The organism is Actinopolymorpha rutila, from assembly GCF_013407855.1.
Taxonomy (GTDB): Bacteria; Actinomycetota; Actinomycetes; order Propionibacteriales; family Actinopolymorphaceae; genus Actinopolymorpha; species Actinopolymorpha rutila.
In genome coordinates, this window is record NZ_JACBZH010000001.1 from 4,665,615 (window position 1) to 4,683,359 (window position 17,745).

The 17,745-nt window shown below is 72.2% G+C and carries 16 protein-coding genes and 1 pseudogene; 3 read left to right on the top strand and 14 right to left on the bottom strand.

Annotation, left to right across the window (positions count from 1 at the left end):
• Positions 1-21: 21 nt before the first annotated feature.
• Positions 22-1,014, bottom strand: coding sequence for a GlxA family transcriptional regulator (locus F4554_RS20840; RefSeq protein WP_202889397.1), 993 nt, complete (start codon positions 1,012-1,014; stop codon positions 22-24).
• Between the two features lie 131 nt (positions 1,015-1,145).
• On the opposite strand from F4554_RS20840, the gene F4554_RS20845 reads away from it, so the two are divergent.
• Positions 1,146-2,483, top strand: a complete 1,338-nt coding sequence (locus tag F4554_RS20845) for an MFS transporter (protein WP_337796132.1) — start codon at positions 1,146-1,148, stop codon at positions 2,481-2,483.
• Here F4554_RS20845 and F4554_RS32425 read toward each other — a convergent pair.
• A pseudogene (locus tag F4554_RS32425) lies at positions 2,469-3,608 on the bottom strand (MFS transporter); the annotation flags it as partial. The gene F4554_RS20845 and the pseudogene F4554_RS32425 overlap by 15 nt on opposite strands.
• A gap of 149 nt (positions 3,609-3,757) precedes the next feature.
• Here F4554_RS32425 and serA point away from each other — a divergent pair.
• Complete coding sequence (gene serA / locus F4554_RS20850) at positions 3,758-4,978, top strand: phosphoglycerate dehydrogenase (protein WP_179789125.1); 1,221 nt, start codon at positions 3,758-3,760, stop codon at positions 4,976-4,978.
• Between the two features lie 55 nt (positions 4,979-5,033).
• Here serA and F4554_RS20855 read toward each other — a convergent pair whose 3' ends face one another.
• The 3 genes from F4554_RS20855 to F4554_RS20865 are packed head-to-tail and all read right to left on the bottom strand — an operon-like array spanning position 5,034 to position 9,749.
• Entirely contained in the window at positions 5,034-7,523 is a 2,490-nt protein-coding gene (locus tag F4554_RS20855; protein WP_179789126.1) for a glycoside hydrolase family 31 protein, read from the bottom strand.
• A 32-nt stretch (positions 7,524-7,555) separates the two neighbouring features.
• Positions 7,556-8,737 (bottom strand): acyl-CoA dehydrogenase family protein, encoded by a 1,182-nt coding sequence (locus F4554_RS20860; protein WP_179789127.1) that lies wholly within the window; start codon positions 8,735-8,737, stop codon positions 7,556-7,558.
• Between the two features lie 31 nt (positions 8,738-8,768).
• Positions 8,769-9,749 (bottom strand): hypothetical protein, encoded by a 981-nt coding sequence (locus F4554_RS20865; RefSeq protein WP_179789128.1) that lies wholly within the window; start codon positions 9,747-9,749, stop codon positions 8,769-8,771.
• 197 nt (positions 9,750-9,946) lie between these two features.
• Here F4554_RS20865 and F4554_RS20870 point away from each other — a divergent pair, with 197 nt between their 5' ends.
• The gene (locus tag F4554_RS20870; protein WP_179789129.1) at positions 9,947-10,912 is read left to right on the top strand and encodes a zinc-binding dehydrogenase; all 966 of its coding nucleotides are present in this window, start codon (positions 9,947-9,949) and stop codon (positions 10,910-10,912) included.
• A 63-nt stretch (positions 10,913-10,975) separates the two neighbouring features.
• Here the strand turns inward: F4554_RS20870 and smpB are convergent, their stop codons facing one another.
• From smpB to F4554_RS20915, 9 genes are all read right to left on the bottom strand, one after another.
• A complete protein-coding gene (gene smpB, locus F4554_RS20875) occupies positions 10,976-11,452 on the bottom strand; it encodes an SsrA-binding protein SmpB (protein WP_179789130.1) in 477 nt (158 codons plus the stop codon).
• Positions 11,453-11,506: 54 nt separating this feature from the next.
• Positions 11,507-12,913 (bottom strand): peptidoglycan DD-metalloendopeptidase family protein, encoded by a 1,407-nt coding sequence (locus tag F4554_RS20880; protein WP_179789131.1) that lies wholly within the window; start codon positions 12,911-12,913, stop codon positions 11,507-11,509.
• 48 nt (positions 12,914-12,961) lie between these two features.
• On the bottom strand, positions 12,962-13,861 hold the full coding sequence (gene ftsX, locus F4554_RS20885; RefSeq protein ID WP_179789132.1) for a permease-like cell division protein FtsX: 900 nt from the start codon (positions 13,859-13,861) through the stop codon (positions 12,962-12,964).
• A 43-nt stretch (positions 13,862-13,904) separates the two neighbouring features.
• Positions 13,905-14,594 (bottom strand): cell division ATP-binding protein FtsE, encoded by a 690-nt coding sequence (gene ftsE, locus F4554_RS20890; protein WP_179789133.1) that lies wholly within the window; start codon positions 14,592-14,594, stop codon positions 13,905-13,907.
• Between the two features lie 343 nt (positions 14,595-14,937).
• Complete coding sequence (prfB, locus tag F4554_RS20895; RefSeq protein ID WP_179789134.1) at positions 14,938-16,059, bottom strand: peptide chain release factor 2; 1,122 nt, start codon at positions 16,057-16,059, stop codon at positions 14,938-14,940.
• Positions 16,060-16,149: 90 nt separating this feature from the next.
• Complete coding sequence (locus F4554_RS20900; protein ID WP_179789135.1) at positions 16,150-16,602, bottom strand: pilus assembly protein TadG-related protein; 453 nt, start codon at positions 16,600-16,602, stop codon at positions 16,150-16,152.
• 5 nt (positions 16,603-16,607) lie between these two features.
• Complete coding sequence (locus tag F4554_RS20905; protein ID WP_179789136.1) at positions 16,608-17,099, bottom strand: hypothetical protein; 492 nt, start codon at positions 17,097-17,099, stop codon at positions 16,608-16,610.
• Entirely contained in the window at positions 17,096-17,521 is a 426-nt protein-coding gene (locus tag F4554_RS20910) for a TadE/TadG family type IV pilus assembly protein (RefSeq protein ID WP_179789137.1), read from the bottom strand. Before F4554_RS20910 ends, F4554_RS20905 begins: the two co-directional genes overlap by 4 nt.
• Positions 17,518-17,733 (bottom strand): hypothetical protein, encoded by a 216-nt coding sequence (locus tag F4554_RS20915; protein ID WP_179789138.1) that lies wholly within the window; start codon positions 17,731-17,733, stop codon positions 17,518-17,520. Before F4554_RS20915 ends, F4554_RS20910 begins: the two co-directional genes overlap by 4 nt.
• Positions 17,734-17,745: the final 12 nt, after the last annotated feature.

Consider the following 17,745-nt stretch of genomic DNA (forward strand, 5'->3'; position numbering starts at 1 on the left):
GAGTGGCGCCGGCTCCGCTGCTCAGTGCTGGGACGCGCCGCGGAAGGTCCGCCGGTACGCCAGCGGCGAGACGCCGACGACCGCGTGCAGGTGCTGGCGCAGCGACGCGGTGGTCGCGAACCCCGCCGCCCGGGCCACCGCGTCGACCGGCAGGTCGGTGGACTCCAGCAGGTGCCGGGCGTGTTCGATGCGCTGCCGGCCCAGCCAGCCGCCCGGGCTCAGGCCGGTCTCCTCCCGGAACCTCCGGGTGAACGTCCGTACGCTCATCCGCGCGTGCCCGGCGAGCGCCCGCAGGTCGAGCGGGTCGGCCAGGTGGTCCAGCATCCACCGGCGGGTGGGTTCGGTGGTGGTGCCGGCCGGTGAGGGAACCGGGCGTTCGATGTACTGCGACTGCCCGCCGTCGCGCCAGGGCGGCACCACACAGCGGCGGGCCGTGCTGTTGGCCACCTCGGCGCCGTGGTCGCGGCGAATGATGTGCAGGCACAGGTCGAGCCCGGCGCCCACCCCGGCCGAGGTGAGCACCTGGCCGTCGTCGACGAACAACACGTCCGGGTCCAGCCGCACCTTCGGATACAGGTGCCGGAACCGCTCCGCGTGCGCCCAGTGGGTCGTCGCCGGGCGCCCGTCCAGCACGCCGGCAGCGGCCAGCACGAACGCACCGGTGCAGATCGACACCAACCGGCGCCCGGTCGCCACCACCTCACGCAGGGCCTGGCCGACCATCGGGTCGATCGTCCCGTCGGTCATCGCCGGGCCGCCGTGCACACCGGGAACCACCACGGTGTCCGCCTCGGCCAGCAGTTCCGGGCCGTGCTCGGGGGTGATGTCGAAGCCGGCGGCCGTTCGCACCGCCGCTCCCCCGGGCGTACAGACCCGGACGACGTAGTGCCGCCGGTCGTCGTCGTCACGGGCGGAGCGGAAGACCTCGGTCGCCGTGCCCAGGTCGAACGGCACGACGACGGGCAGGGCCAGCACCGCGATCCGGTGCCGCGAACCGGGGGCGGGAAACGGCATGGCCCGATCCTTGCACATGTTGGCCTTCAGGCCACTCGTTCGCGCCCGGCGGAGCCCGAAGACTGGTTCCCGTGCCAACGCCCACCGTGCCAACATCCGCCGTGCCAACGTCCGCCGTGCCAACGTCCGCCGTGCCAACGTCCTCGAAGTCGCCCCGCCTCCACCGTGCCTGGCTCGTCGCGGGCGTCTCGATGCTCACCCTGGTCGCCGCCGCCGGATTCGGTGCCACACCGGGCGTCCTCGTCACTCCCCTGCAGGAGGAGTTCGGCTGGTCGCGCAGCACGATCTCGCTCGCGATCTCGGTCAACCTCCTCCTCTACGGCCTGACCGCGCCGTTCGCGGCCGCGCTGATGGAACGGTTCGGGATCCGACGCGTCCTGGTCGCTGCGCTCGCGCTGATCGTGGTGGGCAGCGGCCTGACGGTCTTCATGACCGCCAGCTGGCAGCTGGTCCTGCTGTGGGGACTGCTCGTCGGCCTGGGCACCGGGGCGATGGCGCTGGGGTTCGTGGCCACGATCACCGGCCGGTGGTTCGTACGTCACCGCGGCCTGGTGACCGGTGTCCTCACCGCCGGCGGCGCGACCGGCCGGCTGGTGTTCCTGCCCGTACTCGCCACTCTCGCCGTCGGCTCGGGCTGGCGCAGCGCGTCCTGGACGGTGACGATCGCCGCCGTGGCGGTCATTCCGCTGGTCGTGCTCTTTCTGCGCAACCGGCCGAGCGACGTCGGTCTCGCGGCGTACGGCGCGACCGGCAACGAACCCGCCGAACCGGTCCAGCACCCGGCCGCCGGCCGGGCCCTGGCCACGCTGGCCGCCGCCGCCCGCACCCGGCCGTTCTGGCTGCTCGCGGCGGGCTTCGCCGTCTGCGGCATGTCGACCAACGGGCTGATCCAGATCCACCTGATCCCGGCCGCCCACGACCACGGCATGTCCGAGCCCCTCGCCGCCTCGCTGCTGGCCCTGGTGGGTGTGCTGGACGTGGTGGGGACGGTCGCCTCCGGCTGGCTCACCGACCGGGTTCCGGCGCCGCTGCTGCTCGGGTTGTACTACGCGCTGCGGGGCGGCTCCCTGCTGCTGCTTCCGTCCCTGCTCGCGGCCGAACCGCACCCGAGCCTACTGATCTTCATCGTGTTCTACGGGCTGGACTGGGTGGCGACCGTGCCGCCGACGATCGCCCTGTGCCGTACGCATTTCGGTACCGCGGGACCGATCGTGTTCGGCTGGGTCTTCGCCTGCCACCAGATCGGCGCGGCGATCGCCGCGACCGCTGCCGGCGTGATCCGCGACGACCTGGGCAGCTACACCCTCGCGTTCACCGGCGCCGGCCTGCTCTGCTTCCTGGCCGCCGCCGCGTCCATCCGGATTCCGAGCCGGCCGGCGGCCGACCACGACGAGGGCGAGCGCGCCGACCAGGCTGGTGAGGGAACAGACGACCATGACCGGCGTGTAGCTTCCGGAAGCGGTGCGTAGCCAGGCCGCGCCCAGCGGGGCGAGTGCCTTGGTGACCATGAGGATCGCGGCCATCAGCCCGGCCATGGTGGCGTAGTCGGCGACGCCGTAGCGCTCGGCCACCATCGCCGGCCGGGCGATCGTGCTCACCCCGAAGCCGATCCCCACCGCGAGCACGCAGGCCACCGCGCCGACGACGCCGTGGCCGGCCCACGGCAGCAGGGCCAGCCCGGCGGCCTGCACCACGAAGATCAGCGCGACCACGGCATCGACCCGGAACCTCCGCTGCGCCGCCGTGGTCACCACCCGGCCCGCGACGGACAGGACGCCGAGCAGCCCGGCGATGCCGGCCGCCACCGTCGGCGGGTTGCCGAGTTCGCGCAGGTACGCCACGAGGTGGACGCCGACCACGAAGACGCCCACGCCCTGGGTGACGAACGCCGTACTGATCAGCCAGTAGTCCGGGTCGCGCAGCGCCATCCGGATGACACCGCCGCGGCGGCGTGGCGCCCGCGCCGGTGTCCGCGCCGTCGGCGTCCGCGCCGGTGTGCGCCCCGCCGACCGGTGGAGGGCACGCGGCGAACGTACGACGGCGTGCAGCGGCACCGTGAGCACGCCGTACACCAGCGCGAGTACGACCAGCGCCTGCCGCCAGCCGTACCACTCGACCAGCAGGCCGGACAGCGGGATGAAGATGGTCGAGGCGAACCCGCCGACGATGGTGATGGCGAGCATCGCCGTACCCCGCCGACGGTCCTGGAACCACGTGACCACCACCGCGAAGGCCGCCTCGTACAACACGCCCGCCGTCGCCAGGCCGAGCCCGACCGACACCGCGTACAACTGCACGACGTTGTCCACCCGCGACCAGGCCAGCACCAGGGCGGTGGCGGCGAGCGAGCACCCCACCATCAGAGCCCGGCCGCCGTGCCGGTCCAGCCAGCGCCCGGCCGGGACCGCGGCCACGGCGGCGGCCAGCAGGCAGAGGGTCTGGGCGGCCGTGATCGCCGTACGGCTCGCGCCCAGGTCGTGCTGCATGGGGACGAGGAAGACCGCGAAGGCGTACGACAGAACGCCGTACCCAGCGGTGGTCGTCACGGCGAGGGCGGCGACCAGCCACCACCGATATGAGCCTGTTGGTCCCATCCTCCATCCATATCGGGCCACGTCCTCGTCCGTCGCGCCGGGCTCGCCCCACGCATCGCGTCGGCAGGGCCGGTCGCGAGCCGGCCCGGGCGTATCGCACCCTGGACCCGGGTGTGCCCGCTCGGGGCGAAGGGGGCACCATCTTTGCCATGGCCCCGACCGGAGACGACAAGATCAACGTCCTGCTGCTGGAGAACATCCACCCCGACGCCACCGAGCTGCTCTCCACGGCCGGCTTCCACGTGGAGACCCACGACGGTGCACTCGGCGAGGACGAGCTGGCCGCACGGGTCGGCGGCGTACACCTGCTCGGCATCCGATCGACCACCCAGCTCACCGAGAAGGTGCTCGACCAGGCCGACTCCCTGCTCGCGGTGGGCGCGTTCTGTATCGGCACCAACCAGATCGACCTGCCGGCGGCGACCCGGCGCGGGGTGGCGGTGTTCAACGCGCCGTTCTCCAACACCCGCAGCGTGGTCGAGCTCGCCATCGCCGAGATCATCGCCCTCACCCGGCGGCTCACCGACAAGAGCCGGGACATGCACGCCGGGATCTGGGACAAGTCGGCCGTCGGCAGCCACGAGGTGCGCGGGCGCCGGCTCGGCATCGTGGGGTACGGCAACATCGGCAGCCAGCTGTCGGTGCTGGCCGAGACCCTCGGCATGTCGGTGTACTTCTACGACATCAACGACAAGCTGGCCCTCGGCAACGCGGTCCGCTGCTCCTCGATCGAGGAGCTGCTGGAGTCGGTCGACATCGTGACGCTGCACGTCGACGGGCGTCCCGGCAACAGCGGGATGTTCGGCGAGGCGGAGTTCGCCCGGATGCGTCCCGGCTCGATCTTCCTCAACCTCTCCCGCGGCTTCCTCGTCGACCACGAGGCGCTGCGCCGGCACATCGAGTCCGGCCACCTCGCCGGCGCGGCCGTGGACGTGTTCCCGCGGGAGCCGAAGCGCCGCGGTGAGTCGTTCGAGTCGGAGCTGCGCGGGCTGTCCAACGTCATCCTCACCCCGCACGTCGGCGGGTCCACCGAGGAGGCGCAGCAGGACATCGGGCGGTTCGTGGCGTCCAAGCTGCGCCACTACACCGACGACGGCAACACGTCCCTGAGCGTGAACCTCCCCGAGCTCGCCCTGCCCGAACGGGTCGGCGCCCACCGGCTCGCGCACGTGCACGTGAACACGCCGGGAGTTCTCGCCACCATCAACGGCGTCCTCGCCGAGCACGGCGTCAACATCGAGGGGCAGTTCCTCGGTACGCGCGGCGAGGTCGGCTACGTCATCACCGACATCGGCGCACCGGCTGCGGACAAGGTGGCCCAGGTGCTGCGGGAGATGCCGGAGACGATCCGCCTCCGCCAGCTCTCCTGAGGGCCTGTCTCGCTGACCGGTCCTCCGGCTCTCGTGCTGGAGGACCGGTCGGCGATCATCGCCGGTCGGGTGCCACCCGCCAGTCCACGTCGTACGGCAGCGAACCGCCCGGCCCGGAGTAGCGCACCTCGAGCCTGCCGTCGTCGTCGCGGCCGATCGTGAAGCGCTCCTCCACCGGCTCGTCGAACCCGTCGCCGGCGTCGGTGACCAGCATCCCGCCCGGGCCGAGCCCTTCGCCCGCATCCGTCGCGCCAGGCCGGCCGACGTCGTCCGGGCCGGGCGGGTAGACCTCCAGCACGATCGAGCCCGCCCGCTCCACCGGAAGCACCGTCCCCGCCCGGACGAGCACCGGCGTCGAGTCCAGCGGCGCCGGCACGGTCACGTGCCCGGGTCCGTCGTGGGCGGCGCCGGTGCGCCGGTCGTACCACCGCCCGGCGGGCAGCCGAACGGTCCGCTCGCGAACGCCCTCGGCCAGCACCGGTGCCACCAGCAGGGCGTCGCCCAGCAGGAACTGGTCGTCCTCCCAGCGCAGCGCGGCGTCGGCCGGATCGGCCCAGAACATCGGCCGGGCGTAGGGCGTGCCGGTGCGGTGCGCGGCCCAGGCCAGGGTGTACCAGTACGGCAGCAGGGCGTACCGCTCGGCCAGCGCCGGCCGCACCTGCCCGAGGACCTCCGGCCCGAACGCCCACGGCTCCCGGTGCGGCAGGGACGCGGCGCAGTGCACCCGGAAGAACGGGAGATACGAGGCGAGCTGGAACCAGCGGACGTACAGCTCCGCCGACGGGTGCGCGTCGAAGCCGCCGATGTCGGGGCCGGAGTACGGCATTCCCGAACAGCCCAGCCCGAGAGTGAAGCTGAGACTGATCCGCAGGCCCTCCCACGCGGTGCCGATGTCGCCGGACCAGGTGCCGGCGTAACGCTGCAGGCCCGCGAACCCCGACCGCGACAGGAGGTAAGGGCGCCGGCCCGACCGCAGCCGCCGGACGCCGTCGAATCCCGCGTGGTTGAGCAGCAGGGCATAGACGTTGTGCGCCTCGCGGTGGTCGCCGCCGCGGCCGTCGAGGTCGTGCCGGGTGGTCAGCGGAAGCGTCCCGTCGCCCCACGCGGCGAACGACGACGGCTCGTTCATGTCGTGCCAGAAGCCGGCGACGCCGGCGCTGACGTAGGTCTGGTAGAGCCGGCTCCACCACTCGCGGGTCCTCGAGGCGGTGAAGTCGGGAAAGACCGTGGTGCCCGGCCACACCACTCCGGTCGCCAGTCCGCCGTGTTCGTCCCGGCAGAACGCGTCGGCCGCGAGCCCGCCGGCGAACACGGGGTCGCGCCGGTCGGTGACGACGCCGGGGTCGGCGATGGCCACCAGGTGGATGCCGCGCTCGGCCAGGTCAGCGGTGAGGGTGGCGAGGTCGGGGTAACGCTGCGGATCGACGTTGAACGGGCGGTTGTCGACCAGATGGTCGATGTCCAGCCAGATCACCGACAGCGGCAGGTCGCGCTCGGCGAACTGGCCGACGATCCGGCGGACCGCGGACTCGCTGCCGTACCCCCAGCGGCTCTGGTGGTAGCCGAGCGCCCAGCGCGGCGGCAACGCCGGGCGCCCGGTGAGCGCGGTGTAGGCGTCGAGCGCCCGCGCCGGGGTGCCCGGGAAGACGTAGTAGCGCAGCGGGCCGTCGGCCAGGCGGGTGACGACCTGCTCGCCGACCTCGACGGTGCCGTCGAAGCTGGTGTCGTGGAACGCGAGGTGCGTGCCGGCGTCGGCGACCACGAGGTAGACCGGGATCGACAACGACAACGGGTCGTCGCCCAGGGTGTAGGTGCCGCCGGGGTCGGAGTTCCACAGCCGGTAGGTGCCACCACGCCGGTCGAGCGGTGCGCTGCGGCCGCCGAGCCCGAGCACCGCGGCGTCGCTGTCCAGCGTGCTGCGGTGGGTCCAGGCCGCGCCGTCCCAGCGGGGCGGCAGGTCCTGGCGCAGCGGCGGAGCGTGCCCGTCGCCGCCGGACCGGAACGTCAGGCCGCCGAAGGGATGGACGGTGACGCTCAGCTCGCCGGTGCCGACCGTCCAGTCGTCACCGGCCCGGGCGAGCGTGGTGCCGTCGGCCGGAGTGGGAGCCTGCTCGGACTCGAAGTCGGCCAGCGCGTAGGACGGCGTGGGCCCGGCACCGTCCCAGCCGACGAAGACGCCACCGGCGGCGAGGAACCGCACCTCCAGGCTGAGGCCGGTCGAGGAGTCACCGGTCGAGGACCCGCCGGTCGGCGCGAACGTGAACCGCGCTCCCCCGGCGACCGGCTCCGCGGCGGTCAGCCGGCCCGGCACGCGTGGCGGAGTGCGCGACGGATGCTCCAGCCGCCGGTCGAGCCAGGTGCGCCGGGCGGCGTAGCGCACCGCCCGCAGGCTGTTCTGCCAGCCGATCAGCTGGAACGCGCCGGCGAGGGCCTTCGTGCGGTCGATGACGTTCTCGCGCGAGCGCGGGCGCAGGTGCCGCAACCAGCCGCCGAACATCGGCGGGGTGACCGGATCGTTCCCGGGCAGGGACCTGCTCAGCCGCATGTCCTCTCCGTTCTCGCGGGTGGACGGCCACCCTAGAGTGATCCACCGACATCGGCGGCGCCAGTGGATGCCGTGCCCGGATCGCCGGCCCGGAGGTCGGCCAGGACATCGCTTCCGTCGTCGGTTCGGCCGTCGCTTCGGTCCTCGGCCCAGTGCCGGAGCTGTTCCTCCCTCGCCGGTCGGGTCTGCGCCTGCACCAGCAGGAACGCCGCCTCCCGGGCCAGCCGCTGGGCCGGGTCGGTCAGCGTCATCGACCTGCCGCCGCCGGCGACGACCAGCGCCGTGGTCGCGTCCACCAGCAACGTGCCGACCCGCGCCCTGGTGGCCAGCCGGACGTCGTGCTGGTCGTCGGGGGGTACGTCGTCGAAGAGCCGGTCGGTGTGTTCGCGCAGCCGTTCCAGTCGTTCGGCGAACCGGTCGGCGGCCTGCCCGGCCGGGGTGAGACCGGTCTGCTCGGCGACCTCGTGCAGCCGGCGGACGGCGGTCGCGACCAGCCCGAACGCGGCCGGGTTGGGCATCACGGTGTTGCGCCGGTCGGTGTGCAGCCAGCGGTCGACCGGGACCCGCGCCACGATGTGGGAGTCGGGTACGAAGAGCCCGTCGAACCGCAGTCGCACCGTACGCGTCGCGGTCATCGCCGCCAGCCGCAGCGGCTCGGAGGCGACCAGCCCGTCCCGCGGCCGTGCGGGCACGATGCCGAACACCACCTCGCGGTCCGCGGTCGCGCCGCCGAGGGAGAAGACGTCGTTCAGCTCCCAGCCGGTGTACCACGGCGCGACACCGCCGAACCGCCAGCCGCCGGCGACGCGTTCGGCCTCCACCGGCCGGTCCGGCCAGCGGCGCAGGTGTGCGAACGCCGTGCCCGCCACGAGTTCGCCGCGGGCCAGCCGGGGCAGCAGCTCGGCCCGGGCCGGCGCGTCGCTGTCGGCGAGCAGCCGGACGGGGCCGTGGTGCTGGGCGCCGACGAACCAGGTCGCCGCGTCGGCGCCGGCCAGCACCTCCTGGATCCGGCGCTGCAGCCGTGGTGGAGCCGCGCTTCCGCCGTCGGCGACCGGTGCGGCCAGGCCGAGCAGGCCCGCCCGCCCCAGCGCGTCCAGGTGCGAGCGCGGCACCGTGGTGGTGTCCACGTCGGCGGCGTTCGGGGCGAGCAGGTCGGCGGCGAGTTGGTGGGCGGCCCGCAGCAGGGGCGAGCCTGTCGTGGCGTCGGCGGTCACGCCGCGATCCTGCCATCAACTGCCGGTCCGGTCAGCCGATGACCCGTCCGCGCCGCCGATGTCCGGGCAACCACCGGCAGGCGGGCTCGGATTCGGCCGGCGCACCACGAACGGCCCGCCACCAGGTCGCCGCCCCTGCGTCCCGGTCGGCGAGTTCGCCGGGGTCGACGGCCCGCATCCCGGCCACCAGGCGCGCCGCCTCCTCCTCACCGACCTCGCCGTGGTCGAACTCCAGGCGTACCCACTGGCTGCCCACCCGGGTGAGGTAGCGAGGCGAGGAGCGCCCGCCGAGCCGCCGCAGCGCGGGCCGGACCGCTCCGGCGAGGACGAGTTGCCGCTCCGACTGGGCGGGTACGAGGTCGCGCTCGGGCGCGTGGTCGAGCGGCGTCAACTCGACCGACAGGGAGTTGTCCGCGGCCGAGTTGTCGTACCCCACGCTGATCGACCGGCCGTCGGGTGCCACGTAGACGTAGTCCAGCCGCCAGGACGGGTCGTCCACCAGCAGCGGGCGCAGCCCGGTGGCGCGGATCTCCTGCCGCTTCACCGCCACGTCCAGGCGCTCGGCGAGCACGTGCTCGACCACCGCCACCACGCCCAGCCCTGCCAGCACCATCAGACCGGCGACGCGGGTCGGCCACGGACGTCCCGGAGCACCCGCCCAGCCGGCCCAGCCGCCGACGAGGGCGGCGAGGACGGCCAGCGCGAAGGTCGGCGTCAGGCCGAGCGCATCGGCGAGGAGGAAGAACGTACGGGCCAGAGCGACGTGCACGACCAGCACGGCCGTGCCCGCCACGAGCGGGGCGAGCACGGGGCGGTCCGTCCGCAGCGCCCAGAGCACGAGGGTGGCGGCGGTGCCACAGGCGACGGGCACCGCGACGACGTGCAGCCACTCCTGGTTGTTTCCGGGCGACCACCTGCCGGTGCGGACGGCGTCCGCCAGCGCCGTCCGAAGGGACGGCACGCAGAGGACGGCGCCGCCGCACATCATCGCCGCCAGGACCACATCCCGCATCGGCGTCCTCCGTCTTCGTCGGAAGCCTTGTAGGAACCACCCTGCACCCGCGCCGGGCCGGGCCGCCTGAGTACGTGGGCCCAAACCGGCCGCGTCGGCGTACTCATCAGGTGTGCGGTTTGCGGATTCCCACCCCACCCATAGGTTGGAACTCGAGGCCTGAACGACCGGGCGACGACCAGGAAGGGGTGTTCCGGGTGCGAGCTGTGCAGGTGACCCGAACCGGCGGACCGGAAGTTCTCGAGGTGGTCGACCTCCCGACCCCCGAGCCCGGGCCGGGCGAGGTGCTGGTCGACGTCGCCGCTGCCGGCGTCAACTTCATCGACACCTACCGGCGCTCCGGCGCGTACCCGATGTCCACGCCGTTCGTGGCCGGCAGCGAGGGCGCCGGCACGGTCGCCCGGCTCGGTCCAGGCGTGACGGAGGTGGCGGTGGGCGACCGGGTGGCCTGGAAGGAGGCGCCCGGCTCCTACGCCGAGCAGGTGTGCGTCCCGGTGGCCGAGGTCGTCCCGGTCCCGGACGCCGTCTCGGACGAGGTGGCCGCCGCGACGATGCTGCAGGGGATGACGGCGCACTACCTCGCCACCTCCACCTACCCGGTCGGCAAGGACGACTGGACGCTCGTGCACGCCGCCGCGGGCGGGGTCGGGCTGCTGCTCACCCAGATCGTCAAGCTGCGGGGTGGACGCGTCCTCGCCACCACCTCCACGCCGGAGAAGGCCGACCTCGCCCGCGGTGCCGGCGCGGACGAGGTCACGTCGTACGACGACTTCGCCGGCCGGGCCCGTGAGCTGACCGACGGCGAGGGCTTCCCCGTGGTGTACGACGGGGTGGGCAAGGCGACGTTCGACCGCGGCCTGGACGCGCTGCGGGTGCGCGGGCTGATGGTGTTGTACGGCGCGGCCAGCGGGCCGGTGCCGGCGTTCGACCCGCAGACGCTGAACGCCAAGGGCGGGTTGTTCCTGACCAGGCCGAGTCTGGCGTACTACACCCGGGACCGCGCCGAGCTCGTCGACCGCACCGAGGAGCTGTTCGGCTGGATCGGCGCCGGACAGCTGGACGTACGGATCGGCGGACGCTACTCGCTGGCCGAGGCCGGCCAGGCGCACGAGGACCTGCAGGGGCGCCGGACCACGGGGAAGCTGCTGATCCTCACCCGCTGACAGCGGCTGGCCAGGCCGGCCGCGGCGAGCGGGCGGCCGCCGGGGTGGTGCCCGTTGGGCTGCTCAGCCGTGGCTGCGGTTGTGTTCGGCCAGCTGCCGGGCGGCGTCGCGGTCGGCCTCCCGCTTGGCGAGGGTCTGCCGCTTGTCGTACTCCCGCTTGCCTCGGCCCAGGCCGATCTCGATCTTCGCCTTGCCGTCCTTGAAGTACAGCGCCAGCGGGACGATCGTGATGCCGCTCTCCCGGGTGGCTGCGCCGATCTCGGCGATCTCCTTGCGGTGCAGGAGCAGCTTGCGCGTGCGCCGGGGCGCGTGGTTGGTCCAGGTGCCCTGGGAGTACTCCGGGATGTGCACCCCCTGCAGCCACACCTCGTCGTTCATCACGACGGCGTAGCCGTCCACCAGCGAAGCGCGGCCGGCGCGGAGGGCCTTCACCTCCGTACCGGTGAGGACCAGACCCGCCTCGAACGTGTCGTCGATGTGGTAATCGTGCCGAGCCTTGCGATTCTGCGCGATCACCCGGCGCCCGCGCTCCTTTGCCATCCCTCTATCTTCCCGGACCGGTGCAACCGCGTTTCCGCTGGGGACCGGGTCCGGTTACAACCACTTCATGGGATTCGTCGTGGATCCGTTCCGATAGACCATGAAGTGCAGGTGGCAGCCGGTGGAGTAGCCCGTGGTGCCGACGTAGCCGACGACCTCGCCCCGGCTGACCCGCTCGCCGACGTGCACGGCGTACCTCGACATGTGGTTGTACGCGGTGACGATGGAAGCCCCCCGTATCCGCCCGTGCGAGACCAGCACGCGGTTGCCGTAGGCGCCGTTGTAGTAGCGGGCGATCACCCGGCCGCCGGCCGCCGCGTGGATGGGAGTGCCGCACGCCGCGCCGAAGTCGGTGCCGTCGTGCAGCTTCCACCGGTGCAGGATCGGGTGGAACCGCATGCCGTACGGCGAGGTGATCGAGGCCTGCACCGGCCGGGACAGCGTGCTGCCGCCGTTCCCGCCACCGCCGCCGGAACCCCCGCGGGAGCCGCCGCCACCGTGGTCGCCGCCGCGGGACCCGCCGCTGTCGTGGCGCTCGCGCTGACGTTCGCGACGCTGAAGCTGCTGCCGTTGGAGCTCCTGGCGCCGGCGTTCCTGCCTGGCCTCCTGGCGGGCCTCCTGGCGGGCCAGCTCCTCCAGCATCCCCCGGACGCGGTTTCGCTCGGCGACAAGCTGCTGGTAGCGGCGCAGGTCGTCGGCCTTGGCGCGCTCGGCCGCGGCCCGGGCGGACTTGCGCTCGGCGACCAGGCTCCCGATCGACGCGGCGGTCGAGGCGGCCTGGTGCTCAAGCTCACTCACCCGGGCGAGGTTGGCCGCGGCCGCGTCCCGCTTCCGCGAGACCACGCGCTCGGCGGAGGCCAGCACATTCCGCTTGGCGGCCAGCTGGGCCCGGGCGGCGTTCAGCCGGTTCAGGGCACCCTGCTGGGAGTCGGACACGCTGCTGACCAGCTGCGCGCGGTCGAGCAGCTCACCGGTGGTCTCGCTGGTGACCACCGCGGTGAGCTCGCTCACGCCCGGCTGCTGGTACGCCGCGGCCGCGAACGCCCCGATCTTGTTCCGCTGGGCACGCACGCCCGCCTCGGTACGGCCCAGCTCCGACCTGCTCCGGGCAACCGCCGCGCGCGCCTGGCCCAGGTCGGCGGCAAGTGCCGCGTCCTTCGCCTTGGCGGCGGCGAGCTGTCCCCGAACCGTCGCCAGCCGGGTCTGCGCCGTCCGCAGCCGGGCCTGTGCCTGCGCCAGGGCGAGCGTCGCCGAACGCAGGCCGGCCGAGGACTCGTCCAGGTCGCCCTTGGCGTCGTCCAGCCGGCGGTCGACCCGGCGTTTGTCGTCGTCGGGCCCGGCCTGCGCCCGCTGCAGGCCGGGACCCAGCGCCGCGGTGGACGCGAGAAGCGCCACCAGGCATGCCACCGCGAGGGCGACGTACGCCGCGCTCCGGCGCACCGAAGGGGTCAGACGGGACACGGAGGTCCCCTCTCTCTCGGAGGTCTTACCGAGAGTAGGAGATACCCATCACACCGTGAGGTATTTCCTCAGTGTCACGAACGAGGCGACGATGGCCAAAAGTGCACCCAGCACCACCAACACCGGCATCGTGGCAAGAGTCTCCTCCCACCCGATCCAGGGAATGGCCCGGATGTCGGTGCGTAAGCGGGTGGTGAGCATGGGCGTCAACGCGAGCGTTCCGCAGGCCAGCGCGGCGCCTACCAGCGCCGCGACGACGCTCTCCACGATGAACGGCAACTGGATGTAGAGGTTCGACGCGCCGACGAGCCGCATGATGCCTATCTCACGTCGTCGACTGAAGACCGTGAGCCGGATCGTGTTGCCGATCTGCAGCACCGCCGCCACCAGCAACCCGCCGGCCAGCCCGATCGAGATCCACTGCAGGCCGTTCAGTCCCTTGAACAGGGGTTCGAGCAGCTTGCGGGAGTCCTGGACGCTGAACACCCCGGGCAGGCCCTGCACCGACGAGACCACGCCCTGGTACTCCTGGGGGTTCTTCAGGCTCACCCGGAACGACTCCGGCAGGTCCTTCACCTGCACCACCTTGGAGGTGGCGGAGTCCTTGTAGATCTCCTGGTAGCGCTTGAAGGCCTGCTGCTGGCTCTCGTGGTAGACCTTGCGGACCTCGGGGCTGGAGCTGAGTGCCTGCTTGATCTCCGACCGCTGCCCGGCGCTGACCGTTCCGTCGGCACACTGCGGCGAGGACGACACGCCGTTGCAGAGGAAGACCGCGATCTCCACCTTGTCGTACCAGAAGCCCTTGACCATGCCGACCTCTGAGCGGATGAGCATCCCCATCCCGAAGAGGACGAGCGAGATCCAGACGGTGACGACGACGGCCACGGTCATGGTGACGTTGCGGCGAAGGCCCGTGCCGAGTTCGGAGAAGGCGTACCTGATCTGCATGGTGTCCTAGCGTGTCGGGGTCGTGACGTCGGGGCGGGCCGGGCTAGGTCTGGTAGCCGTAGACGCCGCGGGTCTGATCGCGGACCAGCTTGCCGCCGTCGAGTTCGATGACGCGCTTGCGCATCTGGTCCACGATCGACGCGTCGTGGGTGGCCATGATGACCGTGGTGCCGGTCCGGTTGATCCGGTCCAGCAGCTTCATGATGCCGACCGACGTCGACGGGTCGAGGTTTCCGGTCGGCTCGTCGGCGATCAGGATCTTCGGCCGGTTGACGAACGCCCGGGCGATCGCGACCCGCTGCTGCTCGCCGCCGGACAACTCGTCCGGCATGCGGTTCTCCTTGCCGTCCAGTCCGACGAGCTCCAGGACGACCGGGACCTCCTTGACGATCTGGGAGCGCGAGCCACCGATGACCTGCAGCGCGAACGCGACGTTGTCGAAGATCGTCTTGTTGGGCAGCAGCCGGAAGTCCTGGAAGACGGTGCCGATCTGGCGGCGCAGCCGCGGCACCTTCCACGACGAGAGCCGGTTGAGCTCCTTGCCGGCCACGAAGACCCGGCCCCGGGAGGGCCGCAGCTCGCGCAGGGCGAGCCGGAGGAACGTCGACTTCCCCGAGCCCGACGTGCCCACCAGGAACACGAACTCGCCCTTGTCCACCTCCAGGGAGAGGTCGGCGAGCGCGGGCCGGGTCTGTCCGTCGTAGATCTTGCTGACGTTTTCGAAGCGGATCACTGCATGCTTCCTGACCTGGGTCGGGGGGCCGGGGTCCTTGCTCGGGCTCCGGCACGGATCGGGGGCATGGGTCTGGCGGTCGGTCTCGCGGTCGTCTGGGTCGGCCAGTCGTTGAGTGTACGACCCGAATCCTGCCCAATCGCCAGACTCCCCAGCAAGCCGCAAATGTCACGCTCCGCGCCCATTCGGGGACGGCGTACCTCAGGCGGTCCAGGAACGTGCACAACGAGCTCGGCGCCGGGCGCGCAGCGTCAGGAGTGGCAGGCAGTCAGGCAGCAGCCCCGGTGGCTGGGCAGGCGAGGGCAAGGGCCCGCAGGGACGGCTGCCCGCGGAAGAGCGCTGGTCAGGCGGTGGCGGCCGCCGCGCCGCTGGTACGGCGCCAGCGGATGCCGGCCTCGATGAAGTCGTCGAGCTCGCCGTCGAAGACGGCCTGCGGGTTGCCGGTCTCCTGCTCGGTGCGCAGGTCCTTCACCATCTGGTATGGGTGCAGGACGTAGTTGCGCATCTGGTCGCCCCACGAGCTGGTGACGTTGCCGCGCATCTCGTCGATCTTGGCCCGCTCCTCCGCCTTGCGCAGGGCGAGCAGCTTCGCCTTGAGGATCGTCATCGCGGTGGCGCGGTTCTGGATCTGGCTCTTCTCGTTCTGGCAGGAGACGACGAGCCCGGTCGGCAGGTGGGTGATGCGCACCGCGGAGTCGGTGGTGTTGACGCTCTGACCGCCCGGACCCGACGAGCGGTAGACGTCGATGCGGATCTCTTCCTCGGGGATGTCGATCTCGTCGGTCTGCTCGAGGACCGGAACGACCTCGACGCCGGCGAAGGAGGTCTGCCGCCGGCCCTGGTTGTCGAACGGCGAGATCCGGACCAGCCGGTGGGTGCCCTGCTCGACCGAGAGCGTGCCGTAGGCGTAGGGAGCCTTCACCGCGAAGGTGGCCGACTTGATGCCGGCCTCCTCGGCGTAGGAGGTGTCGTAGACCTCGCTGGGGTACTTGTGCCGCTCGGCCCAGCGGATGTACATCCGCATCAGCATCTCGGCGAAGTCGGCGGCGTCCACTCCGCCCGCGCCGGAACGGATGGTGACCAGGGCCTCGCGGGAGTCGTACTCGCCGGAGAGGAGGGTGCGGACCTCCAGCGCGTCGACGGCCCGGCGCAGGTCGGTGAGCTCCTTGTCCGCCTCCGCCCGGGTGGCCGCGTCGTTCTCGGCGTCGGCGAGCTCGACCAGCACGGCGAGGTCGTCCAGCCGCTGCCGCTGGCTGGTCACCCGGTCCAGGTCGGCCTGGCGGGCGGCGAGCCGGCTGGTCACCCGCTGGGCGTTGGCCTGGTCGTCCCACAGGTTGGGTGCGGACGCCTGCTCGCTCAGCTCGGCGATCTCCCCGCGCAACTGGTCGAGGTCGAGCACCGCCTCGATGCTGCGCAGCGTCGAGTCGAGTGCCTTGAGTTCTGCTTCGAAGTCGGGTCCGGCCACGATCCCCAAGCGTACGCGCCCGGTACCGGCGCCGGTTTCGGGCATCGACCACCCGATTTGGACCACGATGTCCGGGCGGAGGACAGGACCCTAAGGTGTGGCGAAGGTCTCGGCGTTGGCCCGTACGGTGATGTCGACCCGGCCCTGGCCGCCGGACACGGAGTTGGTGATCGGCAGAACCACGGTGCCGCCACAGGTGACGCTGACCTCCGCGGCCGTCATCGCGGTCACGCCGCAGTTGACGGTCCTGTATCCACCCTCGGCGACATACCTGTCGACCTCCTCCTGCGCCAGTTGGCGGCTGAGCACCACCCGGTCCTCCACCCCGCCGCGGTAGATCGCCGCCTTGTCGATGCCGTTGGTCGCGGCCAGCGCGGCGCCGTCGGCGATCCCACTGAGGGCACGGCGGTAGACGAATGCCTGGGCGGCGTCGAAGACGACCGCGCACAGCAGCATCACGATGATCCCGAACCCGATGATCAACGGAATCAGCGAGCCACGCTCGTCCGGTCGGGAACGAGACCTACGCGGTGGTCGGGCCACCGGCCTCACCCTTTCGACTCGCGGTAGTCGCCGTAGGGCGTGCGGTGCGTGCTGCTGACCGGGATCGACGCGAGCGGACCGCCGATCGCGTCGGGTACGAACGGCAGCGGAACGGTGTAGCTGATCCGGACGGTCACCGCGGAACCTGCCTGCAGACAGCCGCCGTCGCACTGGTAGGAGAAGCCGGAGCCGAGCTGCAGGCCCTGGTCCGCCATGGCGATCTGCGCGGCCTGCCGGGCCCTGGCCTGCGCCGAGCCGACGTCGGGCGCCAGCACGAACGCACGGCCGGCGTCGCGGGCCGCGGCCGACGCGCCGTACATCGCCCGCTGCAGGTCGAACACCGCGAGCATGACGTAGACCAGCGGGACGAGGAACAGGATCCCCATCATGCAGAACTCCACGATGGCGTTCCCGCCCTCCCCGCGCGCCCGCCGGCGAGCAAGCGCAGCAGGAGCGGCGGCGACGGCACGGATGGCACGGAGCGGCCGCCAGGTCATGGCGTCGGCTCCTTCACCGCGTGCCCGGCCACCGTGAAGCCGAACGTCGGGCCCCACAGACCCATGGCGGGCATCCTGGCCCGCACCCGCATCTGCACCACCTCCTGGCCGCCGGCACTGGCCGTGCCCGGCGTCACCGCACCCGCCATGCCGGCCGACAGCGCACCGGAGATGCAGTCGCGGGTCACCGCCACACCCTCCGCCGGCGTCCCGTCGTAGTTGGCGGCCTGGCGGGCACCGTCGTGCGCGCAGGCGGTGAGGGTGTTGCGTACGTGCAGGAACAGACCGAGCTGGAGCACGCCGAGGAACAACGGCAACAACACGATCAGCACCAGCACGAACTCCACCGGTGCGGCTCCCCGCTCCGAGCCGAGGGTCCGCCGGAGGCCGAGGCCACGTCGGCGGCCCTCCTGCGTGCTCATCCGGGGACGGAGCCCCGGGCCTTGTTGAGCGCGTCCTGCAGCATCGACTGCAGCTGCGGGCCGAGAATCGCCCACAGCACCGCGATCAGGGCGGCGGTCATGACGGTGATGAGGATCCAGCCCACCATGTCACCGCGGTCACGACCCCCGGTCAGCAGGCGAGCGTGCGTGCGCACGAGCGCTGCTGTGAACTGCTCCGTGGCGGCGATCATTGTCGGTCCTCT